This window comes from Meiothermus cerbereus, assembly GCF_051297115.1.
GTDB classification, from domain to species: domain Bacteria; phylum Deinococcota; class Deinococci; order Deinococcales; family Thermaceae; genus Meiothermus; species Meiothermus cerbereus_A.
In genome coordinates this window covers 1-18,294 of record NZ_JBEVAL010000010.1, presented here as the reverse complement: position 1 = coordinate 18,294, position 18,294 = coordinate 1, and the positions used below count along the sequence as shown (strand labels likewise).

The window sequence follows — 18,294 nt, the reverse complement described above, 5'->3', positions numbered from 1 at the left end:
GACAGACCGCTGGCGCGGCTGTTCACCGGTGGACGATCCCCTTCGGGACAGACGGCTGAAGCCGCTGTTCACCAGCAGGATGATTCCCTCTGGGCCTGGTTTGCACTGGGCTTGACATAACCATACCTTCTAACTACACTCACTTTTATCCGCGCTGGGGCGCGGCCACAATCAAAAGTTCTTTTATCGAGAGCGACGGAGGGATTCGGCCCTGTGAAGTCGCAGCAACCCACAAAAAGCTTCTGCTCATTACCAGAAAGCTTTTTGCACGGTGCTAATTCCGGCCCATCCGCTGAACGTTGTAGGCACACGACGTTCGAAGCTAGGCATAGCTTGGCGGTTGGGAAAGATAAGAGAAGGGAATGCGCAAGCCGTACCCCCTTCCAGCCATAAAAGAACGTCTGGTAGGGGGTTTTGCTATAGCAAAACTCCTACCAACAGCGCCCCAAATCCCACGCGGACGATCCCCTTTGGGACAGACCGCTGGCGCGGCTGTTCACCGGGCGGACGATCCCCTTTGGGACAGACCGCTAAAGCGGATGTTCACCAAGCGGACGATCCCTTTCGGGATAGACGGTAGGAGATGCACATGTCACAAAAACACCGCTTCGAGACCCTTCAACTGCATGCTGGTTATAGCCCCGACCCCACCACCGGCGCCCGCCAGGTGCCCATCTACGCCACAACCTCGTACCAGTTCAAGGACGCCGACCACGCCGCCCGGCTCTTTGGGCTGCAGGAGTTTGGCAACATCTACACCCGCATCATGAATCCCACCACCGATGTGCTGGAAAAGCGCATTGCTGCCCTCGAGGGCGGTGTGGCTGCCCTGGCTACCAGCTCGGGCCATGCGGCGCAATTTCTGGCCATTACCAACATTGCCCAGGCTGGCGACAACTTTGTTTCTACCCCCAACCTGTACGGCGGCAGCATCAACCAGTTCAAAGTTACGCTACCGCGGCTGGGCATCGAAAGCCGCTTTACCGACAGCGCCGAAAGCGTAGAGGACTTTATCCGCCTGACCGACGAAAAAACCCGCTTCTGGTACCTGGAGTCACTGGGCAACCCAGCCCTGAATATCCCCGACTTCGAGCTAATCGCCCAGGCTGCCCAGGAGCGGGGTATTGCCCTTATTGTGGACAACACCTTTGGGCACGGGGGCTACCTCTTCCGCCCGCTGGAGTGGGGCGCCAACATCGTGACCCACTCCGCAACCAAGTGGATCGGGGGGCATGGCGCCGCCATTGCGGGGCTTATTGTAGACGGAGGCAATTTCGACTGGGGCAACGGGCGGTATCCGCTCATCACCGAGCCGCAGCCTGGCTACCACGGCCTCGAGCTCCACAAAGCCCTGGGAAACCTGGCCTTTATTATCAAGGCCCGCATCGATGGCCTGCGTGACCAGGGGCAGTGCCTGGGGCCCTTCGAGGCCTTCTTGCTGCTGCTGGGCCTCGAGACCCTCTCACTGCGCTCCGAGCGGCACGTAGAAAACACCCTGGCCCTGGCCCACTGGCTGCGCGAACAGGACGAGGTGGCCTGGGTCAATTACCCTGGCCTGGACGACCACCCCAGCCACGCCAAGGCGCAAAAGTACTTCAAAGGCAAACCCGGCTCGGTGCTCACCTTTGGCCTCAAGGGAGGCTTCGAAGCAGCCAAGCGCTTTATTAACAGCCTCGAGCTGGTCTCGCACCTGGCCAACGTCGGGGATACCCGCACCCTTGCCATCCACCCGGCCTCTACCACGCACTCCCAGCTATCGCCAGAGGAACAAGTCCAAGCCGGAGTAAACCCCGAACTGGTACGAATCAGCGTGGGCCTGGAAGCCATTGACGACATCAAAGCCGACATCAAGCAGGCCCTCCGTGCAAAGGTTGGGGCCTGAGGCGCATAGCCTTAGGCTTGGCAATTCACAACCGGGGATAACCAGAAATGACCGATCTGCTGATTCAAGAGGCCTGGGGCGATCACGAGGCCCTGCTCATCAAGCCCCCCAAGAGCCGGGGCCGGGTACCGCCTCCGGTACCGGCCCAGGCCCTGGTAGCGGGTGGGTTTCACCTCGAGTACGGCGGTACCTTGCCCGAGCTGCGCATGCGCTACGAAACCTATGGTCAGCTCAACCTCGAGCGCAGCAACGCGGTGCTGGTTTTCCACGCCTGGACGGGCTCTGCACACCTGGCCGGAACCTATAGCAAAGAAACCCTCAGCAGCCTGCCCAGGCTCGACCAGGCCTTCGGGCCGGACGGCTGGTGGGACGCGCTGGCCGGGCCGGGCCGGATGCTGGATACGGAGAAGTATTTTGTCATTTGTGCCAACCACATTGGCAGTTGCTATGGCTCTACCGGCCCCCTTTCGCTCAACCCGGCCACAGGCCGGCCCTATGGGCCGGAATTTCCCAAGCTCACCGTGCGTGACCTGGCTCGAGCCCAGGCCAAGCTCCTGGACTTCCTGGGCATCGAAAAGGTGACCTTGCTGGGGGGCAGCCTGGGCGGGATGGTAGCGCTGGAGTTCGCCCTGCTGTACCCACACCGGGTGCATAAGATGGTGGTGCTGGCCGCACCCGCAGTGCATAGCCCCTGGGCCCGGGCTTTTAACCGACTCTCGCGCGAAGCGGTGCTGGCCGACCCCGGCTATCGGGGTGGCTACTACACCGAACAGCCCCTGGGGCTTCAACTGGGCCGGGCCATCGCGATGCTTTCCTTCCGCTCACCCGACTCCTTCCGCCTGCGCTGGCAACAGCACCCTGAGCGGGGCGAGAGTTATGTGCTGTACCAGGGAGAAAAATTTGCCAAACGCTTCGACGCCAACGCCTACCTTACCCTCTCGGAGGCCATGGATACCCACGATGTGGGCCGTGGGCGCGGAGGCCTCGAGGCCGCACTAAACCGCCTAAAGGGCATCCCCAGCTTGTTTGTCGGCATCAACACCGACGTGCTGTACACCGCCCAGGAGGTTCGTGAAATGGCTGCTTTGAGCGGCGCCATGTACCGCGAGATTCACAGCCCGCATGGCCACGATGCCTTTCTGATTGAGACCGACCAGGTTGAGCGTATTCTGGGGGATTTCCTGTAGGGGCCAGGCCGCTTCGATGCCTTCACCGGGCGAGCAGCCACACAGCGGGGGCCTCAGCAAAAAGAACAAAGCAAAGACATTTTTTATTAGCCCCCTCTGCTCGCCTTTGCTAACGAACCGGGCGAATCTGGTATTAGAATGACAGCTATGGAGATTACGCCTGAGCTGGTGAAAAATCTGGGCAGGCTTTCAAGGCTTGCACTCACGCCCGAAGAAGAGACCCGGCTCGAGGGCGAACTGCGCTCGATTGTGGGTTTTTTTGAGAAGCTGAGCGAGCTTGATACCCAGGGGCTTCCCGAGATGGCCCGACCGGTAGAGATCACCAACCGCCTGCGGGCCGACCAGGTTGGCCCATCGCTTTCGCAGCAGGAAGCCCTCTCGGTAGCCATTGAGCAGCTCGAGGGGCAGTTCAAAGTGCCCAGGGTCATCGAATAGCTAATGCGATCCCAAAGGGCCTGAACACCGCGCGGGCTCACGCAGAAAGCACCTCGAGCTCGGATGCGGCGCTAAAACCAGACTGAAAGCCAAAGACCTCCGCAGTACCCTGGACTTTTTATGCTAGACATCAAATTCATTCGCGAGAACCCCCAGATCGTCCGCCAGGCCATTGAAAAAAAAGGCGCCAACCTCGACCTGGACGAGTTGCTGGCCCTGGACAAGCAGGTGCAGGAGCTAAAGCGAAAAACCGAGCACCTCCAGGCTGAACGCAACGCCAACGCCAAAGCTGCGGCCCGGGCCAGGCCGGAAGAACGCGCGGGCATGATTGAAAAAGGCAAGGAGATTGGCCGACAACTGGCCGAGCTCGAGCCTCAACTACGTGCCCTCGAGGCCCGGCTCAAGAACCTGCTCTACCTTACCCCCACCATTCCCTGGGAGGGTGCGCCGGTTGGCCCGGACGACTCATTCAACCTGGAAACCCGTGTGCATGGCAACCCGCGTATATTTCTATTTGAACCCCTGGACCACGTGGCATTGATTGAAAAAAACGGCTGGGGTGATTTTGAGCGGGCCGCGAAGGTCTCGGGCTCTCGCTCTTACATCCTCAAGGGTGACCTGATGCTCTACGAGCAAGCCCTGCTGCACTTTGCCCTGGATCAGATGATCCGGGCTGGTTTTACCCCCATGAGCGTACCCAGCCTCACCAAGGAAGAGGCCCTCTATGCCCATGGCCAGTTTCCGGCTGCCCGCGACCAGGTCTACTCGGTAGACGGGCAGGACGCCTACCTCGCGGGGACTGCCGAAGTGTTGCTAAACTACCTGCACGCTGGAGAGATCCTTTCTGAAGGTGAACTGCCCAAAACCTACTGTGCGCTTTCGCCCTGCTTTCGTAGCGAGGCCGGCTCGGCGGGAAAGGACGTGCGGGGCCTGATGCGCGTTCATCAGTTCAATAAAGTAGAGCAGTACGTGTTGTGCAAAGCCGATCTGGAAGAGTCGAACCGCTGGTTCGAGACCATGCTCTCTATTTCCGAGGGCATTTTACAGGCCCTCGAGCTGCCCTACCGCGTGATCGAGGTGTCCACCGGCGACATGGGTTTGGGCAAGTACCGCCAGGTAGACCTCGAGACCTGGGTTCCCAGCGAGAACCGCTACCGCGAAACCCACTCCTGCTCGGCCCTGCTCGACTGGCAGGCCCGGCGGGCCAACCTGCGCTACCGCGATGAGCACGGCAAGGTACGCTACGCCTATACCCTTAACAACACCGCTTTGGCCACGCCCAGAATTCTGGTGATGCTTCTGGAAAACCACCAGAACGAGGATGGAACCGTCAACGTTCCCAGGGCAGTGCAGCCCTACTTCGGAAAAGAAAAGCTCGAGCCCACGCCCCTGCCCTAAAACCCCTCTTGCTTTGGGGGTCGCAGCCCGGTTGTGACGGAGGGCCCGGCTACTCCTCAAAAATCTCATTCTGTGTTACACTCGCCTCTAGCAGCTTGAAGATTCGGGGTGCATATTGTGCCTTCACGTGTAGGTGTGGTACACTGGCGTTTGTGTTTTGTGGCCTGCACCCCAGGTGTGCCCCACAAAAAGCGTAAGAGCCAGCCGCCGCAGGGAATTTTCGCCTGCGGAAGAACCCTGTTAGCTTACGAAAACCCCCAAACGACCCCAGGCAAGCCGTTTCTGCACCAGTGCGGGCAGATAAGAGCGTACGGGTTATGAGGTGTTTTGATGAAGATAGAGCGGTTCGGCAAAATTAAAGAAATTATCCCCCTTCCACCCCTCACCGAGATCCAGGTAGACTCCTTTACCAAAGCCTTACAGGCCAACGTGCCCCCCTCTCAGCGGGAGAACGTCGGTCTGCAAGCTGCCTTCAAAGAGACCTTTCCCATTGAGGAGGGCGAGAAGGGGCGGGGGCTGGTACTGGATTTTCTCGAGTACCGTCTGGGTGAGCCGCCCTTTGACCAGGACGAATGCCGGGAAAAAGACCTGACCTACCAGGCGCCGCTGTACGCCAAGCTGCTGCTGGTGCACAAAGACACCGGCCTGCTCAAGGAAGACGAGGTTTTCCTGGGCGACCTCCCCCTCATGACCCAAGACGGCTCGTTTATTGTGAACGGCGCCGACCGGGTGATTGTTTCTCAGATTCACCGTTCACCCGGTGTTTACTTCACCGCAGACCAGGCGCGCCCGGGCAGGTTTGTGGCCTCGGTCATCCCGCTGCCCAAGCGCGGCCCCTGGATCGACCTGGAGTTCGAGCAGTCCGGCGTGGTGGTGATGAAGGTCAACAAGAAGAAGTTCCCGCTGGCCCTTCTTCTGCGGGTGCTGGGCTTTACCGCCGAAACCCTGAGCAAAGAACTGGAAAGCTACCCAGACCTGCTGCCGGGCCTGTTGGAAGCCCAGTTCCGCGGAACCAAGGCCCTCGAGATGGGCGTGGACGAGGCCCTGTTAAAGCTGTTTACCGAGCTTCGGCCCGGCGACCCGCCCAAACGCGATAAAGCCGTTACCTACCTGTACTCGCTGTTGTCCGACCCCCGCCGCTATGACCTGGGCGAGGCTGGGAGATACAAAGCCCAGCAAAAACTGGGCATTCAGCTTTCGGGACGAATGCTAATTAGGTTTGAGAACGGCGAGTTCAAAGACGAAGCCCTGCTGTCGGTGCTCAAATACCTGTTTGCCCTGCAAAGCGGCGAGCCCGGCTACGAGGCCGACGACATTGACCATCTGGGCAACCGCCGCATCCGCACCGTGGGTGAACTGCTGGCCGACCAGTTTAGGGTGGGGCTTTCCCGGCTGGCTCGAGGCGTGCGCGAGCGTATGCTTCTGGGTACACCCGAATCGGCCACCCCGGCCAAGCTAGTGAACAATCGCCCCCTGGTAGCGGCCATCCGCGAGTTCTTTGGCCGCAGCCAGCTCAGCCAGTTCAAAGATCAGACCAACCCGCTCTCGGAGCTGCGCCACAAGCGCCGTATCTCCGCACTGGGGCCGGGCGGTCTGACCCGTGAGCGTGCAGGCTTCGATGTCCGCGACGTGCACCGCACCCACTACGGGCGTATCTGCCCCATCGAGACACCTGAAGGCGCCAACATCGGCCTGATCTCCTCGCTGGCTTCCTTTGGTCGCATCAATGACCTAGGCTTCATCCTCACCCCTTACCGCAAGGTGGTCAACGGACGGGTAACCGAGCAGGTCGACTTCATGACCGCTACCGAAGAGGACCGCTACGCTATTGCCCAGGCCAACACCCCGCTCAAGCCCGACGGCCACTTCGATACCCAGCAAGTGGTGGTGCGCAAGAAGGGCGAGCCCATTGTGATGCGCCCGGAAGAAGTGGAGTACATGGACGTTTCACCCAAGCAGGTTTTCTCGGTGAACACCAACCTGATTCCCTTCCTCGAGCACGACGACGCCAACCGCGCCCTGATGGGTTCTAACATGCAGGCCCAGGCGGTGCCGCTGCTGCGCGCGCAGAGCCCGGTGGTGATGACCGGGGTGGAAGAGCGGGTGGTGCGTGACTCGCTCACCTCCCTGTACTCCCACGTGGACGGGGTGGTGGAGTATGTGGATGGTTCCAGAATTTTGATCAGGGGCGAAGACAAGGGGCTGTACGAGTTCAACCTGCGCCGCTTCACCCGTTCCAACCAGGGGACTGCCCTCGACCAGCGCCCTCGAGTTTCTAAGGGCCAGAAGGTTCGTAAGGGCGATCTCCTGGCCGATGGCCCGGCCTCGGAAGAGGGTCACCTGGCCCTGGGTCAAAACATCCTGCTGGCCATCATGCCATTTGATGGCTATAACTACGAAGACGCGATTGTTATCTCCGAGGATCTGCTGCGCCGCGACTTCTACACCTCGGTGCACATCGAGCGCTACGAGATCGAGGCCCGCGATACCAAACTGGGCCCCGAACGGGTAACCCGCGACATCCCCAACCTTTCCGAAGCCGCCCTGCGCGACCTCGACGAGGACGGCGTGGTACGAATCGGGGCGGAGGTCAAGGCCGGCGATATCCTGGTAGGCCGTACCAGCTTTAAAGGCGAGACCGAGCCCACCCCCGAAGAGCGGCTTTTGCGCAGCATCTTCGGTGAAAAAGCCCGCGACGTGAAGGACACTTCCCTCAGGGTGCCGCCCGGCGAAGGGGGCATTGTGGTGCGTACCCTGCGCCTGCGCCGTGGCGATCCCGGTGTAGAGCTCAAGCCGGGCGTGCGGGAGGTGGTGCGGGTTTATGTGGCCCAGAAGCGCAAGCTGCAGGTGGGCGACAAGCTGGCTAACCGCCACGGCAACAAGGGCGTGGTCTCTAAAATATTGCCGCCCGAAGACATGCCCCACATGCCCGATGGCACCCCGGTGGACATCGTGCTCAACCCGCTGGGCGTGCCTAGCCGTATGAACCTGGGCCAGATACTGGAAACCCACCTGGGTCTGGCGGGGTATGAACTGGGCATTAAGTTTATTACCCCCGTGTTCGACGGCATCAGCGAGGAAGAGATCAAGGAAATGCTGGGCAAAGCCTTCGACAAGAAGTGGGAGGCCCGCACCGCTGCCGGATTCGGTATCGACAACCGTGAGCGCGAGGTGCTGGCTCGAGCGGCCAAGCTGGGCCTGGTCAACGGAGAGGCCAGCCTGGTCGAGCAGCTGCGTGAGGTGGCCCAGCAGGGCAAGAGCGTGCTCTACGATGGCCGCACCGGCGAGCCCATCGAAGCCCCCATTGTGGTTGGTGTGATGTACATCATGAAGCTGTACCACATGGTCGAGGACAAGATGCATGCCCGTTCTACTGGCCCTTACTCGCTCATCACCCAGCAGCCCCTGGGTGGTAAGGCCCAGTTCGGCGGCCAGCGCTTCGGCGAGATGGAAGTGTGGGCCCTCGAGGCCTACGGCGCGGCCCACACCTTGCAGGAAATCCTCACCATTAAGTCCGACGACATCGAGGGCCGCAATGCCGCCTACGAAGCGGTGGTCAAAGGCGAAGACGTGCCCGAGGCCAGTGTGCCGGAGAGCTTCAGGGTGCTGGTAAAGGAACTGCAGTCGCTGGGGCTCGACGTGGAGACCTACGACGAAAACGCGCGCAACCTGGACATCTTCGAGGGATTGGCTTCTAAACGCTAAAAGCAGTGAAAGCCGATGGCCCTATTGATGGGCCATTGGCTATCCAAGAGGGAAAAAATGATCAAACGTGAAGTGCGTAAGGTAAGAATCGGTCTGGCCTCTCCCGATAAAATCCGCAGCTGGAGCTATGGGGAGGTCGAAAAACCCGAGACCATCAACTACCGCACCCTGAAACCCGAGCGCGACGGGCTTTTTGACGAGCGCATCTTTGGGCCGCAAAAAGACTACGAGTGCGCCTGCGGCAAGTACAAGCGGCAGCGTTTCGAGGGCAAGGTTTGTGAGCGCTGCGGGGTCGAGGTCACCAAGAGCATCGTGCGGCGCTACCGCATGGGGCACGTAGAACTCGCAACCCCGGTGGCCCACATCTGGTACGTCAAGGACGTGCCCAGCAAGATTGGTACCCTGCTCGACCTTTCGGCGCAGGAGCTCGAGCAGGTTCTGTATTTTGCCAAATACATCACCATTGACCCCAAAGGGGCCATGCTGGGCGGCGTGCCGGTGCAGAAGCGCCAGCTGCTCACCGACGACGAGTACCGCGAGCTGCGGTTTGGTCGGCAGGAGACCTATCCCATTCCGGCAGGCGTGGAGACCTTCGTCAAAGATGGCGACGAAGTCAAAAAAGGCCAGGAGCTGGCCCCCGGCGTGGTGAGCAAAATGGATGGGCTGGTGCTCTTCCGCTTTCCCCGGCGCATCCGGGTAGAGTATGCCGATAAGGAACGGGCCAGCCTGACCCTGCCTAAAGCCGCCTGGATTGAACAGGACAGCTACAAGCCCGGCGAGCCGCTGGCTGAGCTCGAGGCCTCCTACCAGATCATCAGCGAAGACGCTGGCGTGGTGGGCGTTGAGGAGATTGGCGACGGGGCCCTGGTAAAAATCCTGGATCCGGACACCAGTGTGGTGAATGCGATTTACCTCATTCCTGCCGGCATGCACCTCAAGGTGGGGCAGGGGGAGCTGGTGGGGAATGGCGATGTGCTGGCCCAGGGCAAAGGGCAGCTACGCATGCCCAAAGGCTTGCAAGTCGAAAAGCTGGTGGCCGAGACCTCCAAAAAAGAAGTACACCTCAGCTTCACCCTCGAGCGCCCCCGCGTGGTGGACTATCCCCTCCAGCCGCACATGCACGTGCTGGCGGGTGAAGGCACCCAGGTGCGCAAGGGCGACAAGCTGGTGGGGGCCATCGAGCCGGAGGAAGAGGTTTATGCCGAGGCCGATGGGGTGGTGCACCTGCACGAACCCGCCTCCATTGTGGTGATGAAGGCCAGGCTCTACCCCTTCGAGGACGACGTAGAGGTGACCAACGGCGACCGGGTCTCACCCGGCGACGCCCTGGCCGACGGCGGCAAGGTAACCTCGGACATCTATGGCCGGGTGGAAGTGGACTTTATCCGCATGGCGGTGCGGGTCATTGAGTCCTACGACATTGACGCCAAGATGGGGGCCCAGGCCATCCAGGAACTGCTCAAGGAAATCGACCTGGGTGTGCTCGAGGCCGAACTGGTGGAGGAGATGAAGCACCCCAGCCGGGCCAGAAGGGCCAAGGCGAGGAAGCGCCTGGAGGTGGTGCGCTCGTTCCGCGACTCCGGCAACCGCCCCGAGTGGATGGTGCTCGAGGCTGTGCCGGTGCTGCCACCCGATCTGCGCCCGATGGTGCAGGTGGACGGTGGGCGTTTTGCCACCTCCGACCTCAACGACCTCTACCGCCGCCTGATCAACCGCAACAACCGTCTGCGCAAGCTGCTTTCGCAGGGCGCCCCCGAGATGATCATCCGCAACGAGAAGCGGATGCTGCAGGAAGCTGTGGACGCCCTGCTGGACAACGGTCGTCGGGGCACCCCGGTCACCAACCCCGGCTCCGACCGGGCCCTGCGCTCCCTCACCGACATCCTCTCGGGCAAGCAGGGCCGCTTCCGCCAGAACCTGCTGGGCAAGCGCGTGGACTACTCGGGCCGTTCGGTAATTGTGGTGGGGCCGCAGCTCAAACTGCACCAGTGCGGTCTGCCCAAGCGGATGGCCCTCGAGCTCTTCAAGCCCTTCCTGCTCAAGAAAATGGAGGAAAAGGGCATCGCCAACAACGTCAAGAGCGCCCGCAAGATGCTGGAGCGCTCCCGCGACATCAAAGACGAGGTCTGGGATGCCCTGGAAGAGGTCATCCATGGCAAGGTGGTGCTCCTGAACCGCGCCCCCACCCTGCACCGCCTGGGTATCCAGGCCTTCCAGCCGGTGCTGGTGGAGGGTCAGAGCATCCAGCTGCACCCGCTGGTCTGCGAGGCCTTCAACGCCGACTTCGACGGCGACCAGATGGCCGTGCACGTGCCGCTGTCCAGCTTTGCCCAGGCCGAGGCCCGTATCCAGATGCTCTCCTCGCACAACATCCTCTCGCCCGCTTCGGGTGAGCCGGTGGCCAAGCCTGCCCGCGACATTATTCTGGGGCTTTATTACATCACCCAGCTGCGGCGCGAGAAGAAGGGCCAGGGTCTGGAGTTTGCCAGCATCGAGGAGGCCCTCCAGGCCTACGACGAAGGCCGGGTTGCCCTCAACGCCAAAATCAGGGTGGCGGGCAAGGAAACCAGCGTGGGCCGCCTGAAGTTCGTCTTCAGCAGCGTGGACGAAGCCCTGCTGGCCGTGCAGAGCGGCGTGGTGGACCACCAGGACGTGGTGACGGTGCGCCTGGGCGATAAGCTCATCGAGACCTCGCCGGGCCGGATGCTGTTCTTGCGGATTGTGAGCGAGGCCATCGAGGACCAGGAAAAAGCCCAGGAACTTGTGAACCTCGAGGTGGCCCAGGAAAAGAACTCCCTCAAAGACCTGGTCTACAAGAGCTTTTTGGTGCTGGGCGTGGAAAAAACCGCCAAGCTCCTGGACGCCCTCAAATACTATGGCTTCGTGCTCTCCACCACCTCGGGCATTACCATTGGCATTGACGATGCGGTAATTCCAGCCGAAAAGAAGCAGTACCTGCAGGAAGCCGACGCCAAACTGGCCCAGATCGAGCAGGCCTTCGAACTGGGTCTGATGACCGAAGAAGAGCGTTTCCAGCAGATTTTGCAGCTCTGGAGCCAGACCACCGAAAAGGTTACCAGCGCGGTTTTTAAGAACTTCGAGGAAAACTATCCCTTCAACCCGCTGTATGTGATGAGCCAGTCGGGGGCCCGTGGTAACCCCCAGCAGATTCGTCAGATCTCCGGGATGCGCGGCCTGATGGCCAAGCCTTCCGGTGAGACCTACCCGGTTCCGGTAAAGGCCTCGTTCCGCGAGGGCCTGACGGTGCTGGAATACTTCATCTCCACCCACGGGGCCCGTAAGGGTGGGGCCGATACGGCGCTGCGCACCGCCGACTCGGGCTACCTGACCCGCAAGCTGCACGATGTGGCCCACGAGGTGATCGTGCGCGAAGCAGACTGCGGCACGCCCGACTACATCTCGGTTCCCCTGTTGCAGTTCGACGAGGCTTTCCGCAACAAGCGCCTGCGCAAGAAGAGCGACATCGAGTCGGGCCTGTATGGCCGTACGGTAGCCCGCGAAATCGAGGTCAAGGGCAAGGTGTTTTCCGAAGGACATCAGCTTAGCCTGGAGGACGTCAACCTCATCGTCAAAGCGGCGGAAGAGCGCCTGATTGAGGAGGTGCCGGTGCGTTCGCCCCTCACCTGCCGCACCCGTTATGGGGTCTGCCAGCAGTGCTACGGCTGGGACCTGTCGGCGGCCAAGCTGGTCTCGATCGGCGAGAGCGTAGGCGTGGTTGCTGCTGAGTCCATCGGTGAGCCCGGCACTCAGCTCACCATGCGTACCTTCCACACCGGCGGTGTGGCTACCGGTACCGACATCACCCAGGGTCTGCCCCGCGTGATCGAGCTGTTCGAGGCCCGCCGTCCCAAAGTGAAGGCAGTTATTGCCGAGATAGACGGGGTGGTGCATATCGAGGAGCTCGAGGACAAGGTCATCATCTACGTGTCCAGCGAGGGCTTCTCCAAAGAGTACAAGGTGCCCAAGGATGCCCGCCTGACCGTCAAGGAAGGCGAAACGGTAGAAGCGGGCCAGCCCCTGACCCGTGGGGCCATTGACCCCCACCAGCTCCTCGAGGCCAAAGGCCCCGAGGCGGTGGAGCGCTACCTGACCGACGAAATCCAGCGCGTCTACCGCGCCCAGGGTGTGAAGCTGCACGACAAGCACATCGAGACCATCGTGCGGCAGATGCTCAAGTATGTGGAGATCACCGACTCTGGCGATAGCCGCTACCTCGAGGGCCAGGTCATCGAGAAGTGGGACGTGGAGTCGGCCAACGAAGCCCTGATGGCCGAAGGCAAGACCCCGGCCAGCTGGAAGCCCATGCTGATGGGCGTAACCAAGAGCGCCCTCTCGACCAAGAGCTGGCTCTCGGCGGCCAGCTTCCAGCACACCACCCATGTGCTGACCGAAGCCGCCATTGCTGGCAAGCTCGACGAGCTGATTGGCCTGAAGGAAAACGTGATTCTGGGCAAGCTGATTCCCGCCGGCACCGGCTCCGACTTTGTGCGCGATACCCAGGTGGTTGACCAAAAGACCCTCAAGCGGCTCGAGGAGGCCCGCCGCGAAGCCGAGCAGGCCCCTATTGGCACGCGCCGTCCGGGTGTGCGCCCCGAGCAGCCCGCACGCGAAGCCTGAAGCAGAACGCCTCCCTATGGGCTGTAGGCTTTGTGCTTGCAGCCCATGGCCTAATGTGCCCTCGAGGACGCCAACAGGCCACTTTCCGGGTAGTAATGTTGGTGAGGATGAAGAGCACCCTAATACCGGCTTCACACAGACAATCTTCAAAAAGAGGCCCGGGTGCCGATTGTTTGGGGCAGGCTCTGCGCTCGCCGGTTTTTTTCTGACTGGAAACAGATGAATCGAGTCTGGTATAAGAACCTAAGGATTGGCAGACTTCCGGGCTGCTAGGGGCAGATAGCTCATGAAAGCCAAGCTTTATCTTGCCTTTCAGCAAGTTGGCGCTGATTTGTTTGCTGCTGGGCTGGCCTCGGCCACCTCGGGCAACTACTCGGTGCGGGAGGGGGAAGGGCTCTGGATTACCCGCTCGGGTGTGCAGAAGGCCCACCTGACCCCCGAGGATGTGATGTTTCTGCCGCTTTTGCCCGACCCAAAGCGGGACCAGGGGGCCTCGGTTGAGCGGGTGATTCACCGGGCCATATACCAACAAACCGACGCCACAGCGGTGGTACACGCCCACCCCCGCCACGCCATTGCGCTGTCGTTTCACCTCGAGGCCATCGTGCCCATTGACCTCGAGGGCCGCTATTACTTTGACCAGATTCCGGTGGTGGCTCCCACAACCCTCTCGGCCACCCAGGAAGCCGCTGATGCTGTAGCCAGGGTGCTACAGCATCACCCTGCTTGCGTGGTGCGCGGCCACGGGGCCTTTGTTAAGAGCAGCTTGAACCTTCCGGAAAAAGCGCTGCTGCAGGCCTACTCGCTCATGACCAGCCTGGAGGAAGCTTGTGAGGTGCTGTTTTTGGAGCGCCTGTGGCGTGGCGGGGGTGGAGCTCCCCATACCTAAGCAGCTCAACCGGGCTGGCGAAAACGCCTCGAAGTTGCCTCTCGGCTGGGAGGCCACGTCGGAGAAGAGTGCGACATTAAACGAAAGGGTAGACTGAAGGCCGATGAAGGTGCTATTTGTGGAAGGCAAGTACCCAGAGCCCCTGCGGGCCCTGGCCCGGCGGTATCCACACCCCTACCGGCTGCTGCACCGTCCCGAACAGGCCCTTTTCCTGCTCGAGGTCTGGGCTTTTGGCCCCGAGATGGAGGCTGCTGCCCTGAGGCTCGAGGGTTATCGTAGCTGGAGTTTTGAGCTGCTCGAGGAGGGGAGACGGGATACCGTCTCTTAGCCGGTGGCGGATCTGTCAGGTAAGGTATGCGTGAAGAAATCGATTTGATTGCAGTTGACGATGGGGTAGAGGTCTACCTCGAGGACACCGGCCCACCTGATGCACCGGCCATCGTGGTGCTCCACGGCGGGCCGGGGGGTAGCAGCTATACCCTGCGGGAGGGCCTGGAGGAGTACCTGGAGGGCTTCAGGGTGATTTACCTGGATCAGCGCGGTGGTGGGCGCAGCCCAGCCCTTCCAGAAGAACCCGGACTTTTTACCATTGATGCGCTGGTGAGCGACCTTTTCCACCTGCGCGACCACCTGGGGCTTAATTCCTGGACACTGCTGGGGCATGGGTTTGGTGGGCTGTTGGCCCTGGATTATGCCCGCCGCTCGCCCGACACCACCGAGCAGCTGGTGCTCATCAACCCCTGGACCAACTTTCCCTGGCTGGCCCGCCAGCTATACCGGGCCTCGCTGGCACTGAGGGGCATGGACGAAAACGCAGACCTAGAGATTCCCGAAGACGGAACCCGGCTGCTGCAGGAGGCTTTTGCTACGGTAGAGCCAAAAGCAGCTTTTGATCGTCTGCTGTTTCCCAGCCCGCACAGCCGCATGGAATACGAATGGATAGCCGAGGGATCAACCGTGGTGGGGGCCGATACCCCAGGGCGAATGTTTGTGCTCAACGGGCTTTGGCGGCTAGACTATACCCCCTTTGTGCTCGAGGTGCAGGCGGCCACTGCGGTTTTGCTGGGTGCCCTGGATGCCAGCAGTTACCCCGAAGCCCAGACCATTGCCGACCTGGTTGGCGGCCAGCTCGAGCTGATTGAAGGTGCAGGCCATTATGCCTGGATCGACCAGCCCCAGGCCTTTGAAGAAGCGCTCCAAAACGCTCTGCAAAACCTGCAATAGGGCGTTCTTCAGAGAAATTGCAAAAGACCCCTTGGGAGAAGGACTAAGTTGCGCCAGGGCAGATTGGCAAAACCAGCGGAATGGGTCAATGCATACCTGGCGCAATTCCTAAAGCGAACTTTCGGTACGGCATCTTGCATTTCGCTTATGGAGACACTTGCTTATATGAACCCCACCCGCTGGCCCTGAGGTGTAGGGGTTATGGCACCACCTAGGTAGCCTGGCTCTCGAGGTCGGTGAACAGGCTCCTGGGGCGCAAATCAATCGCCTGGTAGCCAAAGCGCTACAGCTCGAGCAGGCTTCCTGGGCCATGGCCCATTCGCTGGCCCAAGCACAACACCCCCGATGTTCACGAACACAAACGCGCTTAGGTTATGCGCAATACACAGCCCCCCTGGGATAGGACGTAGGCTCAACCTGGGAGGAAGCTTATGAAAAAGTGGATGGCATTAGTGGGATTGCTGCTTGTTGGGGTGGTTTTGGGACAGGTGACCAGCCTGGCGGAAAATATCCGTGCTTACGCGAGCTGGACCCGGGTCAATGTGAACAAGATCAACACGTCTGGCGCACACCCCATGGGGAAAGATGTGTATGTCAACCTGGCCCCCGATCGGCTGCTGGGCGCGAATGGAAGCTACAACCTGCCCTTTGCCCAGGGCACTATTTTCGTTAAGGAGCGGGTTGATCCCCAAAGCCTGCAGGTTACCAATGTATGGGTGATGCAAAAGCGCAGCAACACTGCTGGCGACTGGGCCTGGGCAGCCTACGAGCGTAAAGGCGACACCCTCCAAGGTGGAGCGCTGGCCAACCCGGCCATGTGTGTGGATTGCCACCGCCAAGCCAGTGCATCTGACCTGGTATTTACACCCTGGGGCCGCAGATAACTAGGCCATTTCACCAAAGCCCTCGAGCCAACCCTCGAGGGCTTTTAGATTTACCCGGTACCGACCTCGGGTACCTTGCACCAGCCCCAGGTTTCTAAGCTCGCCCAGGCTATTGGTAACCGAAACCCGAGTGGTTGCGCACATGGCTGCCAGGTCTTCTTGCTTGAGCTCTATGGGTAAATCACGCCAGGCCGAAAAATCGGGCGTGCTAAAGCGCTGTGCAAGCCAGGCTAGGGCACGCCCCAGGCGGAAGGCCACCGGAGCTGAAGCCACCTCGAGCTGGCCCTCAAGCAAAGCCGCGCGTTGTGCCAGCACCTGGGCCAGCCGCAGTGGCACATTGGGCAACTCACGCGAGACCTGCTCGACCTGGCTTTTTCCCACCGGACAGATCATCACGCGGCTCAGGCAGACCGCGTTGCTGGTATGGGTCGCGTCCTGATCCAAAAAGTTAATGCCCAGCAGGTCGCCGCTGCCGGCCACATAAACAATGCGTTCCTGGCCTCCGGCAACCACCCTCAGCAGCTTTACCTGGCCCTCAATCAAGATTATCAAACTCTGACAGGGGTCGCCCATGCGGTGCAGCAGCTCGCCGGGCTGGAAGATTCGGGGTGGGCAAATCTGCGCAAGCCTTTCGCGTTCGTAATCGCTAAGGCCCTCTAGGAAGCCTGGCTGATGAAGATAGGGCATTTGAACCCGATTTTACCCGAGGCAGCCAGGGCTAGGGTATGGTTTGTGTGGGCTCAAGAAGCTCCTAAAGTTTTGAAAATGAGCGTGCAGTAGTGGCTCGAGAGGGACTCGAGGGTCAGCTTGCCGCCGGGTCGGTACCAGTGATACGTCCAGTTCAGAGCCGAAAGTATAAACAGGCTCGCCAGCCGAACATCCTCGACCTGGAACTGGCCCTGCTGAACACCCGCCTCGATAATCCGGCGAAAGTGGGCCTCGTAGGCATCCCGGCGGGCGGTGATTTTGCGCTGTAGCTCCGGGTTCAGAAATTTCCACTCGTGAAAGAAGACCGTGGCATTATCCAGCTCGCGCACGATTACCTCGAGGTGTCCGTGCACAAGGCGCTCGAGCTGCTCTTTGGGTGATAGATCGGAAGGTATCGCTTCAGCATTGCTCAAAAACTCATCCGCAGCCCGATTTACCAGCTCAAACAACACCTCTTCCTTCGACTGGATATGGGCGTAAAGGCTTCCACCTTGCAAATTAACGGCTCGAGCCAGATCCCGCATCGAGGTGGCGTGAAACCCCTGTCGGCTGAAAAGCTGACCGGCTGCATCCAGAATTTCGTCGCGGCGGTTTACCTTTTCTCCTTTGGCCTCTTCAAACGAACGGTTGTTTGACACCTTGGCGCAGAGTATAGGATTTGAGCATGGCTGCGTCAATAATGCCAGGCGCATTTGCCCGCCTGTACAGTGAACCACATCGTATCTGGCTTGACGATAACCTAAGCGAAGCCTACAATACCTTTTGCTGTTGCGGCGTGGTGAGCGTAGCTCAGCAGGTTAGAGCACCGGTCTGTGGAACCGGGGGTCGTGGGTTCAAGTCCCATCGCTCACCCCAAAACCAGGGCAAATGATTGGGGCACAGGACAAAAAGTCTGGCCCCAATCGCAAGCCCTTCTACCGTGCGCGGATGGTGGAACTGGTAGACACGCAAGACTTAGGATCTTGTGCCGCAAGGTGTGGGGGTTCAAGTCCCCCTCCGCGCACCACATAACCCCGGCTGTGCCGGGTTTTTTGTTGGCTCGAGCAACTATGCACAAACTGCTGCGTTGCTGCACTCGAGGACATCTTCAGGTAACTAAAAGATAGCCCCCAGATAGTTGGCTATCTGGAGTTCTCGCTTTTTTGAAGTAGGGCCTGCAGGGCAGCGATGGCAGCTTCCTGGTGGCGCTGTTCGGGTGGGCGTAGCACCAGCGGCTGGGCGGCCAGCGCCAACCGGATGGGCCAGGCTAATGAGTCGTTTGGGTTCTTCAGGTAGCGTTTGATCAAACCCCAATTCGGAAAAGCCACCAGCCACATTTCCCCAAACTGCGCCAACAGGAGGCGC

Annotated in this window: 13 protein-coding genes, 2 tRNA genes and 1 riboswitch; of the genes, 12 read left to right on the top strand and 3 right to left on the bottom strand. The window is 60.4% G+C overall.

Annotation, left to right across the window (positions count from 1 at the left end; all coding sequences use genetic code 11):
• The first annotated feature begins 180 nt into the window (after nucleotides 1-180).
• Nucleotides 181-306: riboswitch (SAM riboswitch) on the top strand.
• 283 nt (nucleotides 307-589) lie between these two features.
• The 10 genes from ABWU19_RS03635 (at nucleotide 590) to ABWU19_RS03590 (ending at nucleotide 16,242) form a co-directional block, all read left to right on the top strand.
• Nucleotides 590-1,882 (top strand): O-acetylhomoserine aminocarboxypropyltransferase/cysteine synthase family protein, encoded by a 1,293-nt coding sequence (locus tag ABWU19_RS03635; protein ID WP_435900411.1) that lies wholly within the window; start codon nucleotides 590-592, stop codon nucleotides 1,880-1,882.
• A 47-nt stretch (nucleotides 1,883-1,929) separates the two neighbouring features.
• Nucleotides 1,930-3,069 carry a homoserine O-acetyltransferase MetX gene (metX, locus tag ABWU19_RS03630; protein WP_435900410.1) on the top strand — a complete coding sequence of 380 codons (1,140 nt, stop codon included), beginning with the start codon at nucleotides 1,930-1,932 and terminating at the stop codon, nucleotides 3,067-3,069.
• 147 nt (nucleotides 3,070-3,216) lie between these two features.
• Nucleotides 3,217-3,504 (top strand): Asp-tRNA(Asn)/Glu-tRNA(Gln) amidotransferase subunit GatC, encoded by a 288-nt coding sequence (gene gatC, locus ABWU19_RS03625; RefSeq protein ID WP_435900409.1) that lies wholly within the window; start codon nucleotides 3,217-3,219, stop codon nucleotides 3,502-3,504.
• A 120-nt stretch (nucleotides 3,505-3,624) separates the two neighbouring features.
• Nucleotides 3,625-4,902, top strand: coding sequence for a serine--tRNA ligase (serS, locus tag ABWU19_RS03620; RefSeq protein ID WP_435900408.1), 1,278 nt, complete (start codon nucleotides 3,625-3,627; stop codon nucleotides 4,900-4,902).
• A 330-nt stretch (nucleotides 4,903-5,232) separates the two neighbouring features.
• Entirely contained in the window at nucleotides 5,233-8,607 is a 3,375-nt protein-coding gene (gene rpoB / locus ABWU19_RS03615; protein ID WP_435900407.1) for a DNA-directed RNA polymerase subunit beta, read from the top strand.
• Between the two features lie 60 nt (nucleotides 8,608-8,667).
• Entirely contained in the window at nucleotides 8,668-13,245 is a 4,578-nt protein-coding gene (locus ABWU19_RS03610; RefSeq protein ID WP_435900444.1) for a DNA-directed RNA polymerase subunit beta', read from the top strand.
• A gap of 286 nt (nucleotides 13,246-13,531) precedes the next feature.
• Nucleotides 13,532-14,134: a class II aldolase/adducin family protein gene (locus ABWU19_RS03605; protein WP_435900406.1), complete on the top strand. Its 603-nt coding sequence runs from the start codon at nucleotides 13,532-13,534 to the stop codon at nucleotides 14,132-14,134.
• Between the two features lie 103 nt (nucleotides 14,135-14,237).
• Nucleotides 14,238-14,462: a hypothetical protein gene (locus ABWU19_RS03600; RefSeq protein WP_435900405.1), complete on the top strand. Its 225-nt coding sequence runs from the start codon at nucleotides 14,238-14,240 to the stop codon at nucleotides 14,460-14,462.
• Nucleotides 14,463-14,488: 26 nt separating this feature from the next.
• Nucleotides 14,489-15,358, top strand: a complete 870-nt coding sequence (locus ABWU19_RS03595) for an alpha/beta fold hydrolase (protein ID WP_435900404.1) — start codon at nucleotides 14,489-14,491, stop codon at nucleotides 15,356-15,358.
• Nucleotides 15,359-15,789: 431 nt separating this feature from the next.
• A complete protein-coding gene (locus ABWU19_RS03590; protein WP_435900403.1) occupies nucleotides 15,790-16,242 on the top strand; it encodes a cytochrome P460 family protein in 453 nt (150 codons plus the stop codon).
• Here ABWU19_RS03590 and ABWU19_RS03585 read toward each other — a convergent pair whose 3' ends face one another.
• Together ABWU19_RS03585 and ABWU19_RS03580 are read right to left on the bottom strand one after the other, a co-directional pair.
• Nucleotides 16,243-16,929, bottom strand: a complete 687-nt coding sequence (locus tag ABWU19_RS03585; RefSeq protein ID WP_435900402.1) for a Crp/Fnr family transcriptional regulator — start codon at nucleotides 16,927-16,929, stop codon at nucleotides 16,243-16,245.
• 53 nt (nucleotides 16,930-16,982) lie between these two features.
• On the bottom strand, nucleotides 16,983-17,588 hold the full coding sequence (locus ABWU19_RS03580) for a TetR/AcrR family transcriptional regulator (RefSeq protein ID WP_435900401.1): 606 nt from the start codon (nucleotides 17,586-17,588) through the stop codon (nucleotides 16,983-16,985).
• 140 nt (nucleotides 17,589-17,728) lie between these two features.
• Here ABWU19_RS03580 and ABWU19_RS03575 point away from each other — a divergent pair.
• Nucleotides 17,729-17,805 (top strand) — tRNA-His (locus ABWU19_RS03575).
• A gap of 66 nt (nucleotides 17,806-17,871) precedes the next feature.
• Nucleotides 17,872-17,956 (top strand) — tRNA-Leu (locus ABWU19_RS03570).
• Between the two features lie 115 nt (nucleotides 17,957-18,071).
• Here the strand turns inward: ABWU19_RS03570 and ABWU19_RS03565 are convergent.
• Nucleotides 18,072-18,294, bottom strand: a 223-nt coding sequence (locus ABWU19_RS03565; protein ID WP_435900400.1) for a hypothetical protein, incomplete at its 5' end; no start/stop codon positions are given.